Source organism: Sphingobium jiangsuense (genome assembly GCF_014196495.1).
Taxonomy (GTDB): Bacteria; Pseudomonadota; Alphaproteobacteria; order Sphingomonadales; family Sphingomonadaceae; genus Sphingobium; species Sphingobium jiangsuense.
Genome location: NZ_JACIDT010000004.1, coordinates 1 through 16,078, shown reverse-complemented (window position 1 = coordinate 16,078; position 16,078 = coordinate 1). Strand labels below are relative to the sequence as shown.

13 protein-coding genes are annotated in these 16,078 nt (G+C 67.1%); 7 read left to right on the top strand and 6 right to left on the bottom strand.

Features of this window, described 5'->3' with window-relative positions; translation table 11 throughout:
- Nucleotides 1-251: 251 nt before the first annotated feature.
- Genes GGR43_RS06875 through GGR43_RS06865 form a run of 3 tightly spaced genes read right to left on the bottom strand, consistent with a single transcriptional unit; the run spans nt 252 to nt 2,527 of the window.
- On the bottom strand, nt 252-1,277 hold the full coding sequence (locus GGR43_RS06875; protein WP_188071233.1) for a DUF8021 domain-containing protein: 1,026 nt from the start codon (nt 1,275-1,277) through the stop codon (nt 252-254).
- Nucleotide 1,278: 1 nt separating this feature from the next.
- Nucleotides 1,279-2,160: a DUF8021 domain-containing protein gene (locus GGR43_RS06870; RefSeq protein ID WP_188071232.1), complete on the bottom strand. Its 882-nt coding sequence runs from the start codon at nt 2,158-2,160 to the stop codon at nt 1,279-1,281.
- A 19-nt stretch (nt 2,161-2,179) separates the two neighbouring features.
- Nucleotides 2,180-2,527: a hypothetical protein gene (locus GGR43_RS06865; RefSeq protein WP_188071231.1), complete on the bottom strand. Its 348-nt coding sequence runs from the start codon at nt 2,525-2,527 to the stop codon at nt 2,180-2,182.
- On the opposite strand from GGR43_RS06865, the gene GGR43_RS06860 reads away from it, so the two are divergent.
- Entirely contained in the window at nt 2,526-3,980 is a 1,455-nt protein-coding gene (locus GGR43_RS06860) for a carotenoid oxygenase family protein (RefSeq protein WP_188071230.1), read from the top strand. The genes GGR43_RS06865 and GGR43_RS06860 overlap by 2 nt on opposite strands.
- A gap of 93 nt (nt 3,981-4,073) precedes the next feature.
- Nucleotides 4,074-4,259, top strand: coding sequence for a hypothetical protein (locus GGR43_RS06855; protein ID WP_188071229.1), 186 nt, complete (start codon nt 4,074-4,076; stop codon nt 4,257-4,259).
- A gap of 67 nt (nt 4,260-4,326) precedes the next feature.
- Here the strand turns inward: GGR43_RS06855 and GGR43_RS06850 are convergent, their stop codons facing one another.
- The gene (locus GGR43_RS06850; RefSeq protein WP_188071228.1) at nt 4,327-5,931 is read right to left on the bottom strand and encodes a carboxylesterase/lipase family protein; all 1,605 of its coding nucleotides are present in this window, start codon (nt 5,929-5,931) and stop codon (nt 4,327-4,329) included.
- Between the two features lie 207 nt (nt 5,932-6,138).
- On the opposite strand from GGR43_RS06850, the gene GGR43_RS06845 reads away from it, so the two are divergent.
- Nucleotides 6,139-7,329 carry an MFS transporter gene (locus GGR43_RS06845; RefSeq protein WP_188071227.1) on the top strand — a complete coding sequence of 397 codons (1,191 nt, stop codon included), beginning with the start codon at nt 6,139-6,141 and terminating at the stop codon, nt 7,327-7,329.
- Nucleotides 7,330-7,342: 13 nt separating this feature from the next.
- Here GGR43_RS06845 and GGR43_RS06840 read toward each other — a convergent pair whose 3' ends face one another.
- Nucleotides 7,343-10,291 carry a glycosyl hydrolase gene (locus GGR43_RS06840; protein WP_188071226.1) on the bottom strand — a complete coding sequence of 983 codons (2,949 nt, stop codon included), beginning with the start codon at nt 10,289-10,291 and terminating at the stop codon, nt 7,343-7,345.
- Nucleotides 10,292-10,422: 131 nt separating this feature from the next.
- Complete coding sequence (locus GGR43_RS06835; RefSeq protein ID WP_188071225.1) at nt 10,423-11,490, bottom strand: LacI family DNA-binding transcriptional regulator; 1,068 nt, start codon at nt 11,488-11,490, stop codon at nt 10,423-10,425.
- 219 nt (nt 11,491-11,709) lie between these two features.
- Here GGR43_RS06835 and GGR43_RS06830 point away from each other — a divergent pair, with 219 nt between their 5' ends.
- The 4 genes from GGR43_RS06830 (at nt 11,710) to GGR43_RS06815 (ending at nt 15,919) form a co-directional block, all read left to right on the top strand.
- The gene (locus GGR43_RS06830) at nt 11,710-13,923 is read left to right on the top strand and encodes a TonB-dependent receptor (RefSeq protein WP_223177333.1); all 2,214 of its coding nucleotides are present in this window, start codon (nt 11,710-11,712) and stop codon (nt 13,921-13,923) included.
- Between the two features lie 11 nt (nt 13,924-13,934).
- Nucleotides 13,935-14,843 (top strand): nuclear transport factor 2 family protein, encoded by a 909-nt coding sequence (locus GGR43_RS06825; protein ID WP_188071223.1) that lies wholly within the window; start codon nt 13,935-13,937, stop codon nt 14,841-14,843.
- Nucleotides 14,844-14,926: 83 nt separating this feature from the next.
- Complete coding sequence (locus GGR43_RS06820) at nt 14,927-15,373, top strand: EF-hand domain-containing protein (RefSeq protein WP_188071222.1); 447 nt, start codon at nt 14,927-14,929, stop codon at nt 15,371-15,373.
- A 9-nt stretch (nt 15,374-15,382) separates the two neighbouring features.
- Nucleotides 15,383-15,919, top strand: a complete 537-nt coding sequence (locus tag GGR43_RS06815; RefSeq protein WP_188071221.1) for a PepSY-associated TM helix domain-containing protein — start codon at nt 15,383-15,385, stop codon at nt 15,917-15,919.
- Nucleotides 15,920-16,078: the final 159 nt, after the last annotated feature.

Sequence of the window (16,078 nt, the reverse complement as noted above, 5' to 3'; positions counted from 1 at the left end):
ATGCTTCGCGATAATCTTCTTCGCGTCTCCGCGCCTCCGCGTGAACTCATCGTTCCAACGCTTGATCTCCGCTTCCCACCCTAACCCGCCATCCCTATCGCGTCATGCCAGCGAAGGCTGGCATCTCAGGAGGTAGCGCGCGACATCGCTTACGACCGGCCTGCGCTGGGGGACGGTAAGGGCGGAGGTCCGTTCTCCACCCCAGCCCGGCCTCCAGCGCTCCTATCCAACCGCCCAAATAAAGGCGGCCCCTAAAGGCCGCCTTCCTCCCCGCCCTCGTTCAACACCGGGTTGCCGGGCGCCGGTACGGTGGGCGGGGGCGGTGCAGGCGGCGGGGTCAGTCCGCCGGGGCGCATGTCCGGCTTCACGGTGAAGGGCGAGCGCATATAATAGGGTGTCTGCACGAAGATCGCCTCGATCGCGGTGATGATACCCTTGCGCACCTTGAACAATTCCATCACGCCCCAGCTCTGCGGTTCGCGGAAGATGGAGCGGGTGGCCGTGCCGTCCGTCAGCCTGTAATCGTCCAGCCGCCCCTTATGGTCGATATAGGCGCGCGCCATCGCAACGCCGCGCACCTCGTCCACCAGGAAATAGTCGCGGTCCCGCACCCGCTCGTTGAAATGATAGCGGCCGAGGCGGAAGCCCTTCTCGACCTCCGGGAATTTCATGCCGTTTTCGAAGCGGGTGGTGTCGGGCAGGAAGCGGACGCCGCCGCGCAGGCTGCCGTCATTATTCTCCAGCGTGGAGAAATAGCCGTCCGCCTGCGCGATCAGTTCCGCCCGGCTGTTGCGCTCGGCAGGCGGGATCGGCCGCGCTATGTCGGGATCATGGGTGAAACCGTGCACGTCGCCGATCGGCGTGGGCGGAGCGGAAAGGTTCCGCCTCGTGGATATGATATGCTCGACCTCGGTTATCCGGCGGTTCTTCACCTTCAGGCGAATGGCGAGGAAGCCCGGCACGTCGTTCTGCATGATCGAGGTGAACACCGCGACATTCCCGGTGCGCGGGTCGGACAGGGTGAGGGCGGGGCCGATTTCCTGTGTTACCGTATCCCAGGTGCCGTCCGGCAGGCGCAGCTCCACATTATTCTCGACGAAGCGCACCTTGCGGTCGAGCGGCGCCTTGCCGGGATCGTGCGCCAGATAGGCGGCGCGATATTGCGCCGCCGTGGTTTCGAGGCATGCCTTGTCGCATCCCCGCGCCGAGGCCGACAAGGGCGTTCCCGCCGCTGCCAGCGAAAGGCCACCGATGACCATCAAAGAAAGGCCGCGCATCTCAGTTCTTCTCCACGTCCCAGCCGGTGCCGGTCTTGTAGACATTGCCGTTGAGAAACACGCCCTGCACCCGCGTTATGCCGCCGTCGCGGAACTTGAACGCCTCACCCAGCAGATTTTCGTTGGGAAACTGCATGCCGTAGAAATAGGAATAATGCTTCCCCTTATAGTCGATGCCCTGGATTTTCCCGGCGCGGCGGAAATTGAACTGGGCGAACACCACCTGCCGCTCCTCGTCGATCACCGGGAAGCGGGCATTGTTGTAGCTGGTGATGAAGCTGTAGACGCCGGTGTCGATCTGCGGGCCGCAGCCGATGCGCAGCGTGTCGGCGATGATGTTGAGCCAGTTGTCGGTGCCGTCGTTGCTGGGCGTCGGTCCGGGCGGCGTATCGCCGGGGGCGAGCGCCATGACCGAGGAATTTTCGAAGCGGATGCAGCTTTTCTCGTTGAAGCGGACATGGCGGCTGTCATTTTCCGCGACGGCCTTCATATAGCCTTCCGCGCCCCGCGCCAACTCTTCCCGGCTGAGACGCGAGGACGCCGGTTCGATTTCCTCCCAGATCGGGTCGGGCGGCAGCATCGCCGCCGCGTTCTTGTTGTTGCGATTGAGCACCGTCTCGATCTCGGTGAGGACACCGCCCTCCACCCGCAACCGCACGGACATGATGCCGGGCTTGTCGTTTTCGACAAAGGTGACGACCGAGGCGATCTGCCCCGCCCCCGTATCCACATAGTCGGACCGGTAGGAGCCGAGCGCGGTGATGGTGTACCAGAGCGCCTCGCCCAGCGGGATCGCCACGCCGTTCTCGGTGAAACGCGTGCGCGGCGAGGTGGGCAGGCGCGACGGGTCCTTCGCGGCCAGCGCCTCCAGATAGCGGGTCATATACCCTTTGAGACAGGCCCTATCGCATGGCTGCGCCGTGCGCGCGTCCGTCGCCGCAGCGCTGGCGGGCGGGGCGATGCCCATCATTCCAATCCCTGCCAGAGCCAGCGCCATGCCTGTCAGCGCCGCGCCCCTGATCCTGCTCCTCATATATTTCCTCCGCCTTCGGTTCTTCGATGCGGTGAAACTGGTTTAATCCGTCCCGGAAGGCCAGATGCAAAGGCGCGCTGTTCCCGTCCAGCAAAAGCCCCAGTTCCCTGATGGCGGAGCGGTTGCGCGCCGGTTGCGCGACAAGAAGGATGAGGGTCGCCGGGTCGGCCCGACTGTCAGGAATCCGGGATACGATAATGGTCAACAGCACGCCCATGGCGAGAGGGTTTTTCGCACCGCAGCGTTTCGAAGCAGATGTCTATGATTGCGAGGTCGTCGGTACGATACCGCAGGGCCTGAACGGCGCGTTCGTGCGCGTAGGCGGGGACTGGGCCTATCCGGCCAGGCATGCCGACGACTCCATCTTCAACCAGGACGGCTATATCAGCCGCTTCCGCTTCCGCGACGGGCGAGTGGATTACAAGGGCCGCTGGGTCAGGACGCCGCGTTTCCTCAACAACGCCAAGGCGGGGCGGCAGCTCTACGGCTATTATCGCAACCCTTATGATTGCGACCCCTCGGTGCGCAATGTCGACCGGCCCTATCTCAACACCGTCATCAACACGGCGGTGGAGGCCCATGCCGGGATGCTGTTCGCGCTGAAGGAGGATTCGCGGCCTTATCGCATGGATCCGGTCACGCTGGAAACGCTGGGGCCATGGGACTTCGGCGGCAAGTACAGCAGCCAGACCTTCACCGCCCATCCCAAGATCGACCCGGAAACCGGCGAATTGCTGACCTTCGGCTTCGAGGCGACGGGCCTCGCGAGCGACGACCTGTTCTTCTACGTCATCGACAAGGCCGGGCAGGTCAGCCGCGAGGTAAAGCTGAAGGTGCCCTATGTCAGCATGATCCACGACTGGGCGATCACCCGCAAGCATGTGATCTTCCCGGTGTTCGGCTACACCACCAGCCTGGAGCGCCTGAAGCAGGGCAAGATCCACTGGACCTGGGACCGCAACGCCCCGACGATGTTCGGCATCCTGCCGCGCGACGGCGAGGCGCGCGACATCCGCTGGTTCCGGGGGCCGGAACGCGGCATCGTCCACACCTTCAACGCACGGACGGAAGGCGACAAGGTCATATTGGAAGCGCCGATCTTCGACACCAATCCCTTCCCTTTCTTTCCCTATGCGGACGGATCGAAATGGGACCCGAAGAAGAGCCAGGCGCTGATCCGCCGCATCACCTTCGACCTCAATTCCCGCGACGACGGCTATGTCGAGGAGATTTTATATCCCGACCTGCCGGTGGTCGATCTGGGCCGCATCGACGAGCGCTTCATGGGGCGCGACATGCGCTATGCCTATACCAGCTATGGTGACCGCACCCGCCCCTTCGACACGGAGCGCGCGGGCAATTTCGGCGGCCGCGTCACCAATTGCTATGGCGTGTTCGACATGAAGGACAGGACGATGCGCAGCTATTTCGCCGGGCCGACGCACAGCCTTGCCGAGGTGACCTTCGTACCACGCCGCCCGGATGCCGAAGAAGGCGACGGCTGGCTGATCGGCACCGCCAATAATTATGCGGACATGTGCACAGAACTGGTGATCGCCGACGCGCAGCGGCCGGAGGAAGGCGACGTCGCCCGCGTCATCCTGCCGTTCCGGTCCAATGTGCAGGTCCATGGCCGCTGGTATCCCGACAGCGCGCTGGATTTCGGTTGACGGGAGGAGGACGCGATGCGGGTGACGCGCAGGGCTTTGCTACGGCTATGCGGCGCCATGGGCGCGACGGCGGCGATGGGGGGATGGCCCCTGATGGCTGCTACGACCGCTACGGCGGGCGGGCGCGGCTTCACCGCGACCGCGCTGTTCCTCGACCAGCCCTATGGCGATGGAAACGGCCTCGGCACGGCCTATCGCCCACCCGCCGGGGCGAGGGGCATGGCGGCGCTCGCCAGCCGGGACGAGGCGCAGATCCGCTTCGTCCATTTCTATATCTGACCAAGGAATAAGGCGAAGGGCGAGTGGGGCGAGGGGCGACGGCGGCGGGCCGGCCGCCCCCTTTTCTTCATGCGGAAAAGAGCGCCCGTTCCGCCTCGAACGGATCGGCCTGCATCGCGATGCTGTTGCCCAGGCGAAGCATCTGCCCGCCCTCGCCATAGGCCGACCAGCCCACCCCCGGCGCGCCCGATGCGGCGAACGCGACCCAATGGTCGGCCATGCTGCGGGCCAGCGCTTCCGCGCCGCTGCCGTTGGCGACCAGCGGAGAGCCGAGCTGGCCGAACAGCAGCGGCGCCTCCAGCGTATGCGTCGCACCCAGCCTGCCGTCGAGCGCCGGGCTTTCCCAATCGAAATGATAGGCGAACACCGGCGCCGCGCCACCGTCCCGCTTGCGCGCCGCCTGCGTCAGCGTGGGCAGCAATATCTCCTCGTCGCTGATCGCCCGGATATAGCGCCGCGCGGCGGACAGTCGCGGATAGCGCGCGCGATAGTGGGCGATGACAGCCGGCGCGCGATTGCCGTGCCGGGCCGTCAGCCGCCTTTCCATTTCCGCCTCGTCCATGTCCAGCGCCGCGAGGTCCAGCCCCATGAAGAAGCTCATCTCGTCGGCATTGGACCCGATCAGCAGCGGCAGGCCGGCGGCCTGCGCCGGGGCGGCGGGGTCGAAGGGATGATGGGGCAGCAGTTCGGGGTCGATCACCGGCGCGAAACCGGTCAGCTCGGTGAAGCGCGCCGGGCGGTTGGCGGCGGCGACCTTGTGATAGGCGGCGAGCATCCGTTGCACCGGCACGCGGCGCAGATCGTCGATCCGGCTCAGCGGGAGGGCGAGTTCGGCCAGCAGCATCTCGGCGGCGCGGCTCGCGGCGTCCCGCTCCATCATCCGCAAGCCGGGGCCGCTCATGACGCCCGCCCGGCTGAACAGCCCGCGCGCGGCGGGACTGGCCATCAGCCAGGCCGTCTTCATGCCGCCGCCCGATTCGCCGAACACCATGATGCGATCGGGATCGCCGCCAAATCCCTCGATATTCTGCCGCACCCACTGCAATGCGGCGACGATGTCCAGCATCCCAAGATTGCCGCTATGGGCGAAATCCCGCCCCGCCAGATCGGCGAGATGGGTATAGCCGAAGGCGTTGAGCCGGTGGTTGATGCTGATCGTCACCACATCGCCGCGCGCGGCGAGGCGGCTGCCGTCGCCGCTCGCGCCGGAGCCACCATAGAAGAACCCGCCATGCAGCCAGAGCATGACCGGGCGTTTCGCGCTCCGGTCGAGGGAGCTGGTCCAGATGTTGAGGAACAGGCAATCCTCGCTTTCCTCGGCGGCAGGCGGTGGCGGGGCGTCCGCCGGGCGCGGCAGATGCGCCAGGATGACAGGCGGCGGGCCGGACGGGGCCGGATTGCTCTGCGGCGCGATGGCGCCATAGGCGGCCGCGTCGGCGACGCCCGCCACCGGCGCGGGCAGGCGTGGGGCCTCGAACCGGTCGGCGACCGCGTAGCGGATGCCGCGAAAAGCGAGGCAGCCGCCCTCCCTGCGGCCCCGGACCCTGCCGCCGGAGGTGTCCACCACCGGATCGATCGCCGCCGCCGTCGCTTCCTGTCCGACACCCATGATGATCGCGCATCCTCCCAGACCGTTCAGCACATCCCTGCGCCGCCAGACTATATCCGCCATTTTCCCGATTCCATCCTTTTGCCGATGGCATGCCCGGCGCAGCGTTGCCGGAGCATCCGGCGGCGGACAAGGGGCGAGGGGCCGCGTTCGCTGGCGATGATGGCGGGAGTTCGCCCTCATTCATGCCCCGCTGCGCCGGGACGATAGGACAGGGCAAGAGCCATCAGGCAAGATGGCCGCCGGTTCGGGAGAGGGAGGGAAACAGCGATGGAAGATCAATCCGCAAAGAGGAGCCGGCCGCGCCTGACGGTCGGGCTGTGCTTCCTCGTCGCCCTGCTGGAAGGATATGACATTCAGGCGGCGGGGGTCGCCGCACCGGGCCTGTCGCGGGCGCTGCGCCTGCCCGCCGATGCGCTGGGCCTGTTCTTCAGCGCCAGCACGGTCGGCATGCTGGCCGGGGCGTGGCTGGGCGGCTGGCTGGCCGACCACAAGGGGCGCAAGGCGGTCCTTCTCCTCTCGGTGGCGCTGTTCGGCATCTTCTCGCTCGCGACCGCCTGGTCCGCGTCCCTTTCCATGCTGATCCTGATGCGCCTGCTGACCGGGCTGGGGATGGGGGCGGCGCTGCCGGTGCTCATCACGCTGGCGGCGGAGAGCAATCCGCGCAGCGCGACGCGGGCGGTGGCGCTGATGTACGCGGGCACGCCGATCGGCGGGGCGATCGCCGGAATGTCCTCCATTCTGGCCGACAGATGGCAGACGATCTTCCTGTGGGGAGGACTGCTGCCGCTGCTCGTGCTGCCGCTGCTGGCGCTGGGCCTGAAGGCGGATGGGGCTTCCTCCCTTTCCTCTGGCAAGCCGGAGAACCCGGAACAGGTGGCCGCCCGCGACTCCTTCCTGCGCGGACGCTGGGCCCCTACGCTGCTGCTCTGGTGCGCTTTCCTTGCGGCCATGCTGGTATTTTACCTGATGCTGAACTGGACGCCGATGCTGCTTGCGCAAAAAGGGTTGAGCAAGGGGCAGATCGGCTTCTTTCAGGCGGTCGTCAATATTTCCGGCGCGCTGGCGCTGATCCTGCTGTCTCCGCTATTGTCGGGGCGGCACCAGATCAGGACGGCGATGGGCGCCTATCTGCTGATCATCGCCGGGTTGCTGACGACCGCATGGATGCCGCCCTTGACCCTGCTGGTGCTGGTGGCCGCGTCAATGCTGGGGGCGGGCCTGCTGACCGCCCAGTCGGTTCTTTATGCATCAGGCCCACGCCTCTATCCCACAGAAGTGCGCGCGACCGGAACCGGCGCGGCGATCGCCGTCGGCCGGGTCGGATCGGTGACGGGGCCGGTGGTCGCTGGCGCGGTGCTGTCGGTCGGCGTGTCGCCCGCCCTGTTGATGGTGCTGATCGTGCCGGTGGTCGTCATCGCCATGCTGGCCAATTTCGGCGTGCTGCGCTGGCAGGGATGAGGGTTGCGGCGCGCTACAGCCATAGGCTGACCGGCCCGATCAGCCCATAATCCTGGTAGCGGCGCGGGCCGCCGGGCAGATCGGCGCCGGGCTGCATTCCGGCCTTGCCCGCCGGGCCGTCCGCCAGATCGGGGTCCTCCTCCCCGCTGGACGGTGCGGGCGATGGCGCGGGCGCGGCGGGCGCATCGCCGTCCAGCGGCGGGGCGAAGGCCAGATCGGCGATATTTTCCGCGAGCAGGCGGTTGTTGAGCGGGGAGGCGACGATGATCTCGATCCGGTTGTCGCCCGGCTTCAGCAGAGGGCCGATGCGCGCCTGAAGCGAAAAGGGGTTCACAGCCGCGGCCGCCGATCCGTTGACGGCAACGGTGGCGGTTCCGCCCAGCTTGCCGAGGTCGAGCAGCGCGCCGGCGGGGATGTGCGGCGCGTCCACCCGGACATGGGCGATATAGCGCGCCGTCCCGGCCATGCCCTTGCGACCGGGCAAGGCCGACCATGGCGCCAGCGTGTCGAGATGCAGGCGGTCCTGCCGGATGACCGTCCGCGCCGGGCCATTGCCGGGGCGCCAGTCGTCGAAGATCACCTCCCAGCCGGACAGCCGGATTTCGCGCACGCTGGCCGGGTCCGCCGCGAGCGCGGGGAAGGGCGCCGTCGCCCGCAGGCTGTCCGACATGATCCAGACCGCCGGTTCGTCGGGCGCGAGGCGAAGGTCGATCTCGATCCGGCCATCGGGCAGGCGCCGGTGGGGCAGCGGCAGGATATCCCCGCTCCAGAGGTCGACCTGAAACGGCGCGCCCTTCGCGGCGACATCGACCGTCTGGCGGGAAGGGCGGTCCTGATCGTTCAGCAGGTAGAAAAGCTCGCCCTCCTCCATATGGCGGTGGAGCGCCATGATCCGGTCGGGCGAGGAAAAGCGGAGCAGGCTTTCCACCCCCAGCCCGGCCAGCGCCCGCGGCAGCTCCTTCTGCCGCGCGATCCGGCGGACGGTCGGCTGGGCGAGCAACTGCCCGATGAGCGAGTCGATCGCCCGGTCCCGCGCCTGCGCGTCGCGCCATCCCCGCCCGCGCCGGGGCGGCTCGCCGATCAGCACCACGGGCAGGCCCGCCCGCGCATGATCGAGCAGCCTGCGCGCGACCGTCAGGTCGATCGCGGGCAGCGCATTGAGGACGATCGCGCGATAGGCCGGGCCGTCCGGCATCAGCCTGCCGCCCTTCACCGCCATTTGCGGCCAGTCGAACAACTCCATCGCCGGATATTGGAAGGTGTAGCCCGCATGGAGCACGGCCTGGCTGCGCAGCGGCTCGCCCAGCACGGCAAGGTCGCAGCGCGTCCGCCCCTGCCGCAGCAAATGTTGCAGGCGGCCGAGATAGGCGGTGACGCCCGGCGCCATCGTCCAGTTGGGATCGCGCGGGCCCCAGTCATTGCCGATCGCGCGGCCGAAGGCGGAAAAGCCCGGCCAGCCCGCGCCCGGCGCGGTGGCATGGCTGTAGCCGTGCAGCATGATCTGGTTGGCGCCGCCCGCCATGTCCCGGTGCAGCATGTAGAGCAGGTCCCGCCAGGTCGCCACATGGGCGCTGCCCCGGACGAAGGTGCCCGCCTCGTCGGACAGGATTCTGTGCCCGCCAATATCCCGTCCCGCCGCGAGCATGCGCCAGCCGTGGATGTCGTTGCTGTTGTCGCCTTCGGGAACGGCCGCGACCGCCGCCGCCAGCCCGGAATTGATGTCGCTGCCGATCGCCTGCACGCGAAAGCGCATGCCGAGCCTTTCCGCCCAGCGGCTCAGCCCCCTCAGCCGATGCTCGATATACAGGTCCGACAGCATCGAATCATAGTCATGCCGCACCCGCTCCGCTTCCATGCCCTGCAACCGGAACAGCTGCGGCCTGCCGCCGCCGAGGATCATCTCGCCCATGGTCGGCTGGCGCGACACCAGCAGCGCCAGATGGGGAATCAGCCCATAGCCGCGCCGCTTTTCGAACTCCGCGAGGGCGGTCGGCGTCCACGGGCAGGCGGCGGCCATTTCGAGCGAATCCTCGAAGAAGCTGCCGCCCGTGCGGCGCATCAGCTCGCGCACGCGCGGGGTCAGCAGATGGCGGTCCCAATAGGCGGTGAGCGCCGTCACCGCCGCCGGGCCGTAAATGTCGAGGACATAGGGCGTCGGGCTTGCCAGCATCGACGCCTTGCGGTTCATGCCGAACATGTTCTGGATCTGCCCCGTCCCGCGCATCCAGAAGCTGAGCAGGATCCACTCGCCCGCATCGGGCGGGGTCCAATCGATCCGCCCGTCCCTTATGCGCGCGGACAGGTCGATCAGCGTGCGCGGGTCGAGCAGCGGAGCGGCCCCCTGCGGCGCCTCCACGATCCGCATCGCCTGAAGCGCAATCAGCACCGGCGTGACCGGCGGGTTCTCGTTCTGCACCGGCAGCGCGCCGGACGGCTTTTCCTGAAGCGGCGGGGGAACGGGGCCGCTATAGCGCCACCCGCCGGAGAGGCGGCGTTCGCCGTGCACCAGCTCCTTGGACGCGGCATCGTCATCGGGACGGACGCCGGGGATGCCGGTCGGCCAATGCGGGCCAAGGGTCAGCGAAGGCGCCAGCCCGCGCCGGTCGGCTTCCTCCAGCGCGGCCTCGACCCCGGCGATCCAGGCCGGGCTGGCCCAACCCAGGGTGGCGGGATCGATCGGCACCTCGATGCTGTCTCGCACGTCGGCGATCTCGAAGCCGCCGAAGCCGGCGGTGGCGATATCGGCGACCTCTGCGCGGATCGCCGCCGGATCGACCGCGCCGCCCGGCCACCACCAGCGGATCTGCGGGCGCGAGGCGAGCGGCGGATCGCGCAGCGCGTCGGAGAGCGGTGTGGCCTTCGCGGCCGTGCCGCGCACGGGCGCGCCCGATACCATGCCCGCCCGGACCGCAAGCGCGGCTCCGCCCGCCGATTGCAGAAACAGCCGCCGGTTCACCGTCATTCCTCTTCCCCGTCATCCTTATTGCGATCTGCTGCAACCGGTTGCACAAGCGGCGGGGAAATGGCGAATTGAAAGATTCGATAGCTGCCTATCAATGCCGTGGCAGGCGGCGGCCATTCCTTGCGGTCAGCCTATCCCTCCCAATAGTCGACGCCTTCCTCGTCCGTCCGCACGCCCGCCGGGCGGCGGGCGGTGGCGCGCACGATCAGCCTGCCCGGCAGGCGGACGGTTTCGTCGGGCAGGGGCTTGCCGTCTATCGCCTGCAACAGGCGGCTGATCATATTGTCCGTCATCTGCCGGACCGGCTGGGCATAGGTGGTCAGCGCGAAGGCGGGCCAGGCGGCGATGGCGACATTGTCGAAGCCGACGATCGAGATATCCCGCCCCGGCTCCCGCCCGGCGGTCCGCGCGGCCTGAACGGCGGCGAGCGCCATATGATCGTTGACGCAGAAGATCGCGTCGGGCGCATCCTTGCCGCGCAACAGCTCCAGCGTCGCGCGGGTCGCTCCCTCGAAACTGTATTCACCCGAAACCCGCGCGGGCTCCGGCAGGCCTGCGGCAGCGATCGTCTCGCGGAAGCTCGCGCAGCGCTCCATGCTGGTGGAGCTGTCCGCGATGCCGGTCACGATGGCGAAGCGGCGATGATCCCCGGCCAGCAGGAAGCGCGCGATCTGCGCCGCGCCCGCCGCATTGTCGGTGGTGACGCCGGGGGCGCGGCCCTGCGGATCGATATTGTTGAACATGATCACCGGCACGTTCGATTCGCGGCATTCCGTCGCCAGCTGCGCGGCAAGGCTGCTCGACGCCAGCACGATGCCGTCCAGCCGATAGCCCAGCAATTCGTCCAGCATCGGCTCCAGATCGGTCGCCCCCTGCGTGACGAACAGCACGAGGCGATATTTCTCCTCGCGCAGGCGATCGGAGATATGCTCGATCACCTCCGGATAGAACTGGTTGTCCAGATGGGTGATGGCGACGCCGATCAGCCCCGACCGATTCGTCGTCAGCGACCGCGCGGTCAGGCTGGGGCGATATTTGAGCAGGCGCGCCGCCTCGAATATCCGGGCGCGCGCGTCCTCCGACACCAGCCCGCCGTTGAACGCGCGCGATACCGCCGATTTGGAAACCCCGGCGGCGCGCGCGACGTCGGAACCGGTGGGCGGCCTTGCTATTCTGATCTGCGGTGCAACAGGCTTCATGCGCTTCTTTCTCTGCCTTCCCATAGTAGGCCGTCGCAGGTGCGAACCAATCCCACAGCATGGATAGATTCCATTTATTTTATGGATTTGACGATTCCACTCCGCCGGGCGGAACATAGCGGGCGAAATCACCCATAAAACACAGGTACAGGAGAGGATATGCGCAAGAGCCTTTTTTTATGTGCATCGGTGGGAGCGGTTGCAGTAGCATCTCCGGCGATGGCGCAGGCCGGACCGGGGCAAGGTCCGGAGCAGGCGGCGGCCGACGAACGGATCGGGCTGGCCGATATCGTCGTCACCGCGCAGAAGCGCGCCGAGGACGTGCAGAGCACGCCCATTTCCATCGGCGTCGTCACCGGCAGGGACATCGCGCTCAAGGCGCAGAACAATCTGGACGCGGTGCTGCGCGACGTGCCGAGCGTCGAGGTGCAGGGGCTGGCGCAGGGCGCGCAGCTCTATATCCGCGGCGTCGGCTCCTCGGTCGATCCCGGCTTTGCCGACCCGTCCGTCGCGCTGATGGTGGACGGCGCCTATAACGGCCGCACCGAATCGGTCACCTCCGGCTCCTACGACATCGACCGGGTGGAGGTGCTGCGCGGGCCGCAGGGGACGCTTTACGGACGCAACGCCTCGGGCGGCTCGGTCAACGTCATCACCGCCAATCCCCGGCTGGTAGAGGGCGTTTCCGGCCATCTGCGCGGGCAGCTGGGCAATTACGACCACCGGCGGATCGAGGGCGCGCTCAACCTCGGCGTCAACGAAAATCTGGCGTTCCGCGTCGCGGGCTTTCGCGAAAAGCGCGACGGCTATGTCGACGACGGCTCCTATAATTCCGACGCATGGGGGCTGCGCGCCAAGGCGCTGGTCCGGCCGGCGGACTGGCTCACCCTGCTGTTCAAGGCCGATATCTTCCGCGAAAAGGGGCTGGGCGCCAATACCGTGCCGGTGCCCGGTTCCGCCGGGAACCTCACCTTCCCGCCGCCCTATTTCTTCAGCAATTTCGACCCGACGATCGTCGGCGGCCCGCCCTTCACCGGCGGCGTGCCGATCCCCCGCTTCCCCGATGGCTGGGAACAGCGCGATCCGGGCAATCCGTGGTCGAACAATCCCGAGCACACGCCCGGTTCCATCGACCGCAAGGCGGAAACCTTCCAGCTGCAACTCGACGCGGATCTGGGCTTCGCCACGCTGACGGTGCTGCCCGCCTATTCCCGCAACCGGAATTTCCTGCAATCGAGCTTCCTGTTCGGATCCATCCTGCCGGGCGCCGGGCCGACCTACACGATCAATTCCAACTATGAGGCGCAGGCCGCCGACACCAAATACAAGTCGGTGGAGGTGCGGCTGGCCTCCAACGGCGGGGGGCCGTTCAAATATCTGCTGGGCTTCTATTATCTGAAGACCGACGGCGGCGCGCCGCTGAACGCGCAGACGATCACCACCAACAACGGCGACACGGGCAGCTTCGACCAGCAGATCCTGCCCGGCTCCACCATCGCGGGTTTCGGCCAGCTCACCTATGCGTTGACCGACCGGCTGCGCCTGACCGGCGGCCTGCGCGTCAGCCGCGACAAGAATGCGCAGGAATATGAGGTCGTGGTCGCCGGAACCTCGACCGGCGTCCAGACCTATTCCAGCTCCCAGTCGAGCACCCAGTACAAGCTGGGGATGGAATATGACGTGGCGGACCGCTCGATGCTCTATGCCCATGTCGCGACGGGCTTCAAGCAGGGCGGCATTGCCGCGACCGTCCCGCCTATCTCCTTCAAGCCGGAGCATCTGACCTCGTTCGAGGTGGGCATCAAGAACCGCTTCTGGGACAACCGGATCCAGCTCAACCTCGCCGCCTTCCATTATCATTACAAAAACTACCAGTTCAGCGTGTTTCAGGAGCTGCCGGTCGGCACGAGCGGCGCGACGGCCAATTTCCCGGTCATCAAGAATGCCGGTTCGACCGACATTCAGGGCGCGGAGATGGAACTGGACGCCGCGCCGTGGGCGCTGGGGCGGATCAAGGCGTCGCTTACCTGGCTCGACGCCAAATATGGCGACGCGGTGCTGCCCAACAGCCCGTTCGTCAACCAGGGCGATTTCCAGCTCGACGGGCTGCGCATCCAGAACGCGCCCAAATGGGCGGCCAATATCGGCGTCGAGCAGGGCGTGGACCTGATGGACGGCGTGCTGACCTTCGGCGTCAACACGCATCTGAGCACCGGCTATCACGTCTCGCCGGAGCAATATCTGCCCGGCGCCTATCAGAAGGGATTTAGCCGCACCGATCTCAGCGTCCGCTACGAGCGCGGCCCATGGTCGCTGGGCGCGGTGCTGCGCAATGTCGAGGACAAGGCGCAGACCACCTATGTCTTCCCCGCCTATCGCCGCTTCGTCACGGCGCCCCGCACCTTCATGGTGACGGCCGGTCTTAATTTTTGAGGAGAGAAGGAATGAAGGTCACGAAATTATTGCTTGCCTGCACCGCCCTCGGCCTTGCCGGGACGGGCGGGGTCGCCCAGGCCGCCCCGGCGAAGCCGGCGGCGCAGGCCCCCGCATCCGCCCCGGCGGGCAAGCGGCCCGTCATATCGGAAGGACAGCGCGCGCTCGACATGTGGCTGGTCCAGAACCTGATGAGCAAGCATGAATTCTACCACGCGGCGGGCATGAACCTGGAGGAGGTCGACGCCCTCTGGGTCGCCCGCAACGGCCCCAACGCCAAAACCGCGACCTTCGGCAGCCCGATGTGGGTGATGAACGGCATAGAGGTGATCCGCGGCGCCTATGGCGAGGAGAACCAGCGCAACCGCGAAAAGGCGCTGAAGGCGATTGCGGAGATCGACCCCGCCGTGAAGAACGAACCCGCCAATCTGGGCGCAGGCCATGAATGGGTGATGCATACCAGCACCACGCCGATCATCGAGATCGCGGGCGACGGCAAGACCGCCAAGGGCATCTGGTATTCGCCGGGCGTCGGCCTGATGGGCAAGTTCTCCGGCGGCAAGGTCGGCGTCGACGCGACGATGTTCTTCGAAAAATATGCGGGGGACTTCATCAAGGAAAATGGCGAATGGAAGATCTGGCACCTCCAGATGGCCTATGACTTCACGCCCGGCCTGCCCAAGGAAATGGTGGCCAAGGTGCTGGAGGCGCTGGGCGACAAGGCGCTGACCGGCGAACCGGCGCAGGCGATGGCGCAGGCGGGCGAGCGGGCCGACTTCAAGCTGCCCGAAGGCTTCACCAGGCCGGTCTATTCCTACCCGGTCTACAGCCCGCAGCGCCCCGGCATCCTCTGGCCGCCGCTGCCCGAACCCTATTACACGTTCGGCGAGACCTTCTCCTACTGCAATTGCGAGCAATAGGATCGGCAACAAGGGATGCGCGCGGGGCCTCTTCCGCCGAAAATGGCCCCGCACAGCACCGACAGGATGCAGGAGAGATCATCATGAAACAGCATTGGATGCTGCTGGCGGCGGGGGCCTGCCTGCTGGGCGGCTGCCAGAAGGAAAGCGCGGATGCCAACACCGCCGCGCAGAATGCCATGGCCGGGAACGCCGCCGCCTCGCCGACGGGTCCGGCGAAGAACCCGGACATGACGGAGTTCGCCAAGACCGTCGATGCCGACGGCGACGGGCATATGTCGCGCGCGGAGTGGCAGGCGCAGGGCCTGCCGCAAAGCTCGTTCGACATGTTCGAGAAAGGCCGGGGCTTCGTGACGCTGGACGATTACCGCGCCAACGCCGCTCCGCCCGGCATCGACCTGGACGGCGACGGCGTGCTGACCGTGGCGGAGTTCCGCGAATTCGACCGGCAGATGGCCGCGCGCATGGCCGCCGACGGCAAGGCCCCGCCGCCGCCACCTCCGCCATCACCCGCCGCGTCCCGGCCCTGAGGCATGGCGATGCCGTTGCGCCGATGGCACCGCTGGGCGGCCATTCCCGCCGGGCTGCTGCTGTTCTTCGTCGCGCTGACGGGGGTGCTGCTGCATCTCGACATGATCCGCCTCGGCCAGCAGCCGCCGGGGCACGGCACGCCGGTGCGGCAGGCGGCGCAACCCTTGCCCTCCAATGCCGAACTCGCCGCGATGGTGGCGCGCGTCGCCGACGCCGCGCGGGCGGATCCGGCGCTGGAGGTGCGGACCATCCAGATCGACCTTACAGGGCCGCGCATCACCGTTGGCGCGGGGGCAGGCGGGGCGCCGGGCGGCGCCCGGCTGCTGCTCGACGCGCGCACCGGCGAGAGGATCACTCCGCCCGCGCCGCCCGCCGATTATCATTATGTGCTGCAAGACCTGCACGCCGGATATTTCCTCGGCTGGACCGGCCGCATCCTCAGCATCCTGTGCGGCATTGCGCTCGCCATCCTGTCGGTGACGGGGGTGCAGCTGTGGTGGGACATGCGGCGGCGGGGCCGGAAAAAGGGCCTCTACTGGAAATGACCGCCCAGGCCGAACCGTTCGAAATTTCTTTTTCTTCAAAGGGAAGCCAATGACCCATCATCGCACCCCCGGTTTCATGACCGGTTTTTCGTTATTGCTGCCGGTGACGTTGTCGACGATGGCGATTGTGCTGCTGGCGCCGATCCTGCCGCAATTGCT

What these genes read in the sequence shown, in the direction of transcription:
- GGR43_RS06875 (WP_188071233.1), bottom strand. Translation starts at nt 1,277, where the DNA reads ATGCGCGGCCTTTCTTTGATGGTCATCGGTGGCCTTTCGCTGGCAGCG.
- GGR43_RS06870 (WP_188071232.1), bottom strand. Translation starts at nt 2,160, where the DNA reads ATGACCCGCTATCTGGAGGCGCTGGCCGCGAAGGACCCGTCGCGCCTG.
- GGR43_RS06860 (WP_188071230.1), top strand. Translation starts at nt 2,526, where the DNA reads ATGGCGAGAGGGTTTTTCGCACCGCAGCGTTTCGAAGCAGATGTCTAT.
- GGR43_RS06865 (WP_188071231.1), bottom strand. Translation starts at nt 2,527, where the DNA reads ATGGGCGTGCTGTTGACCATTATCGTATCCCGGATTCCTGACAGTCGG.
- GGR43_RS06855 (WP_188071229.1), top strand. Translation starts at nt 4,074, where the DNA reads ATGGCTGCTACGACCGCTACGGCGGGCGGGCGCGGCTTCACCGCGACC.
- GGR43_RS06850 (WP_188071228.1), bottom strand. Translation starts at nt 5,931, where the DNA reads ATGGCGGATATAGTCTGGCGGCGCAGGGATGTGCTGAACGGTCTGGGA.
- GGR43_RS06845 (WP_188071227.1), top strand. Translation starts at nt 6,139, where the DNA reads ATGGAAGATCAATCCGCAAAGAGGAGCCGGCCGCGCCTGACGGTCGGG.
- GGR43_RS06840 (WP_188071226.1), bottom strand. Translation starts at nt 10,291, where the DNA reads ATGACGGTGAACCGGCGGCTGTTTCTGCAATCGGCGGGCGGAGCCGCG.
- GGR43_RS06835 (WP_188071225.1), bottom strand. Translation starts at nt 11,490, where the DNA reads ATGAAGCCTGTTGCACCGCAGATCAGAATAGCAAGGCCGCCCACCGGT.
- GGR43_RS06830 (WP_223177333.1), top strand. Translation starts at nt 11,710, where the DNA reads ATGGCGCAGGCCGGACCGGGGCAAGGTCCGGAGCAGGCGGCGGCCGAC.
- GGR43_RS06825 (WP_188071223.1), top strand. Translation starts at nt 13,935, where the DNA reads ATGAAGGTCACGAAATTATTGCTTGCCTGCACCGCCCTCGGCCTTGCC.
- GGR43_RS06820 (WP_188071222.1), top strand. Translation starts at nt 14,927, where the DNA reads ATGAAACAGCATTGGATGCTGCTGGCGGCGGGGGCCTGCCTGCTGGGC.
- GGR43_RS06815 (WP_188071221.1), top strand. Translation starts at nt 15,383, where the DNA reads ATGCCGTTGCGCCGATGGCACCGCTGGGCGGCCATTCCCGCCGGGCTG.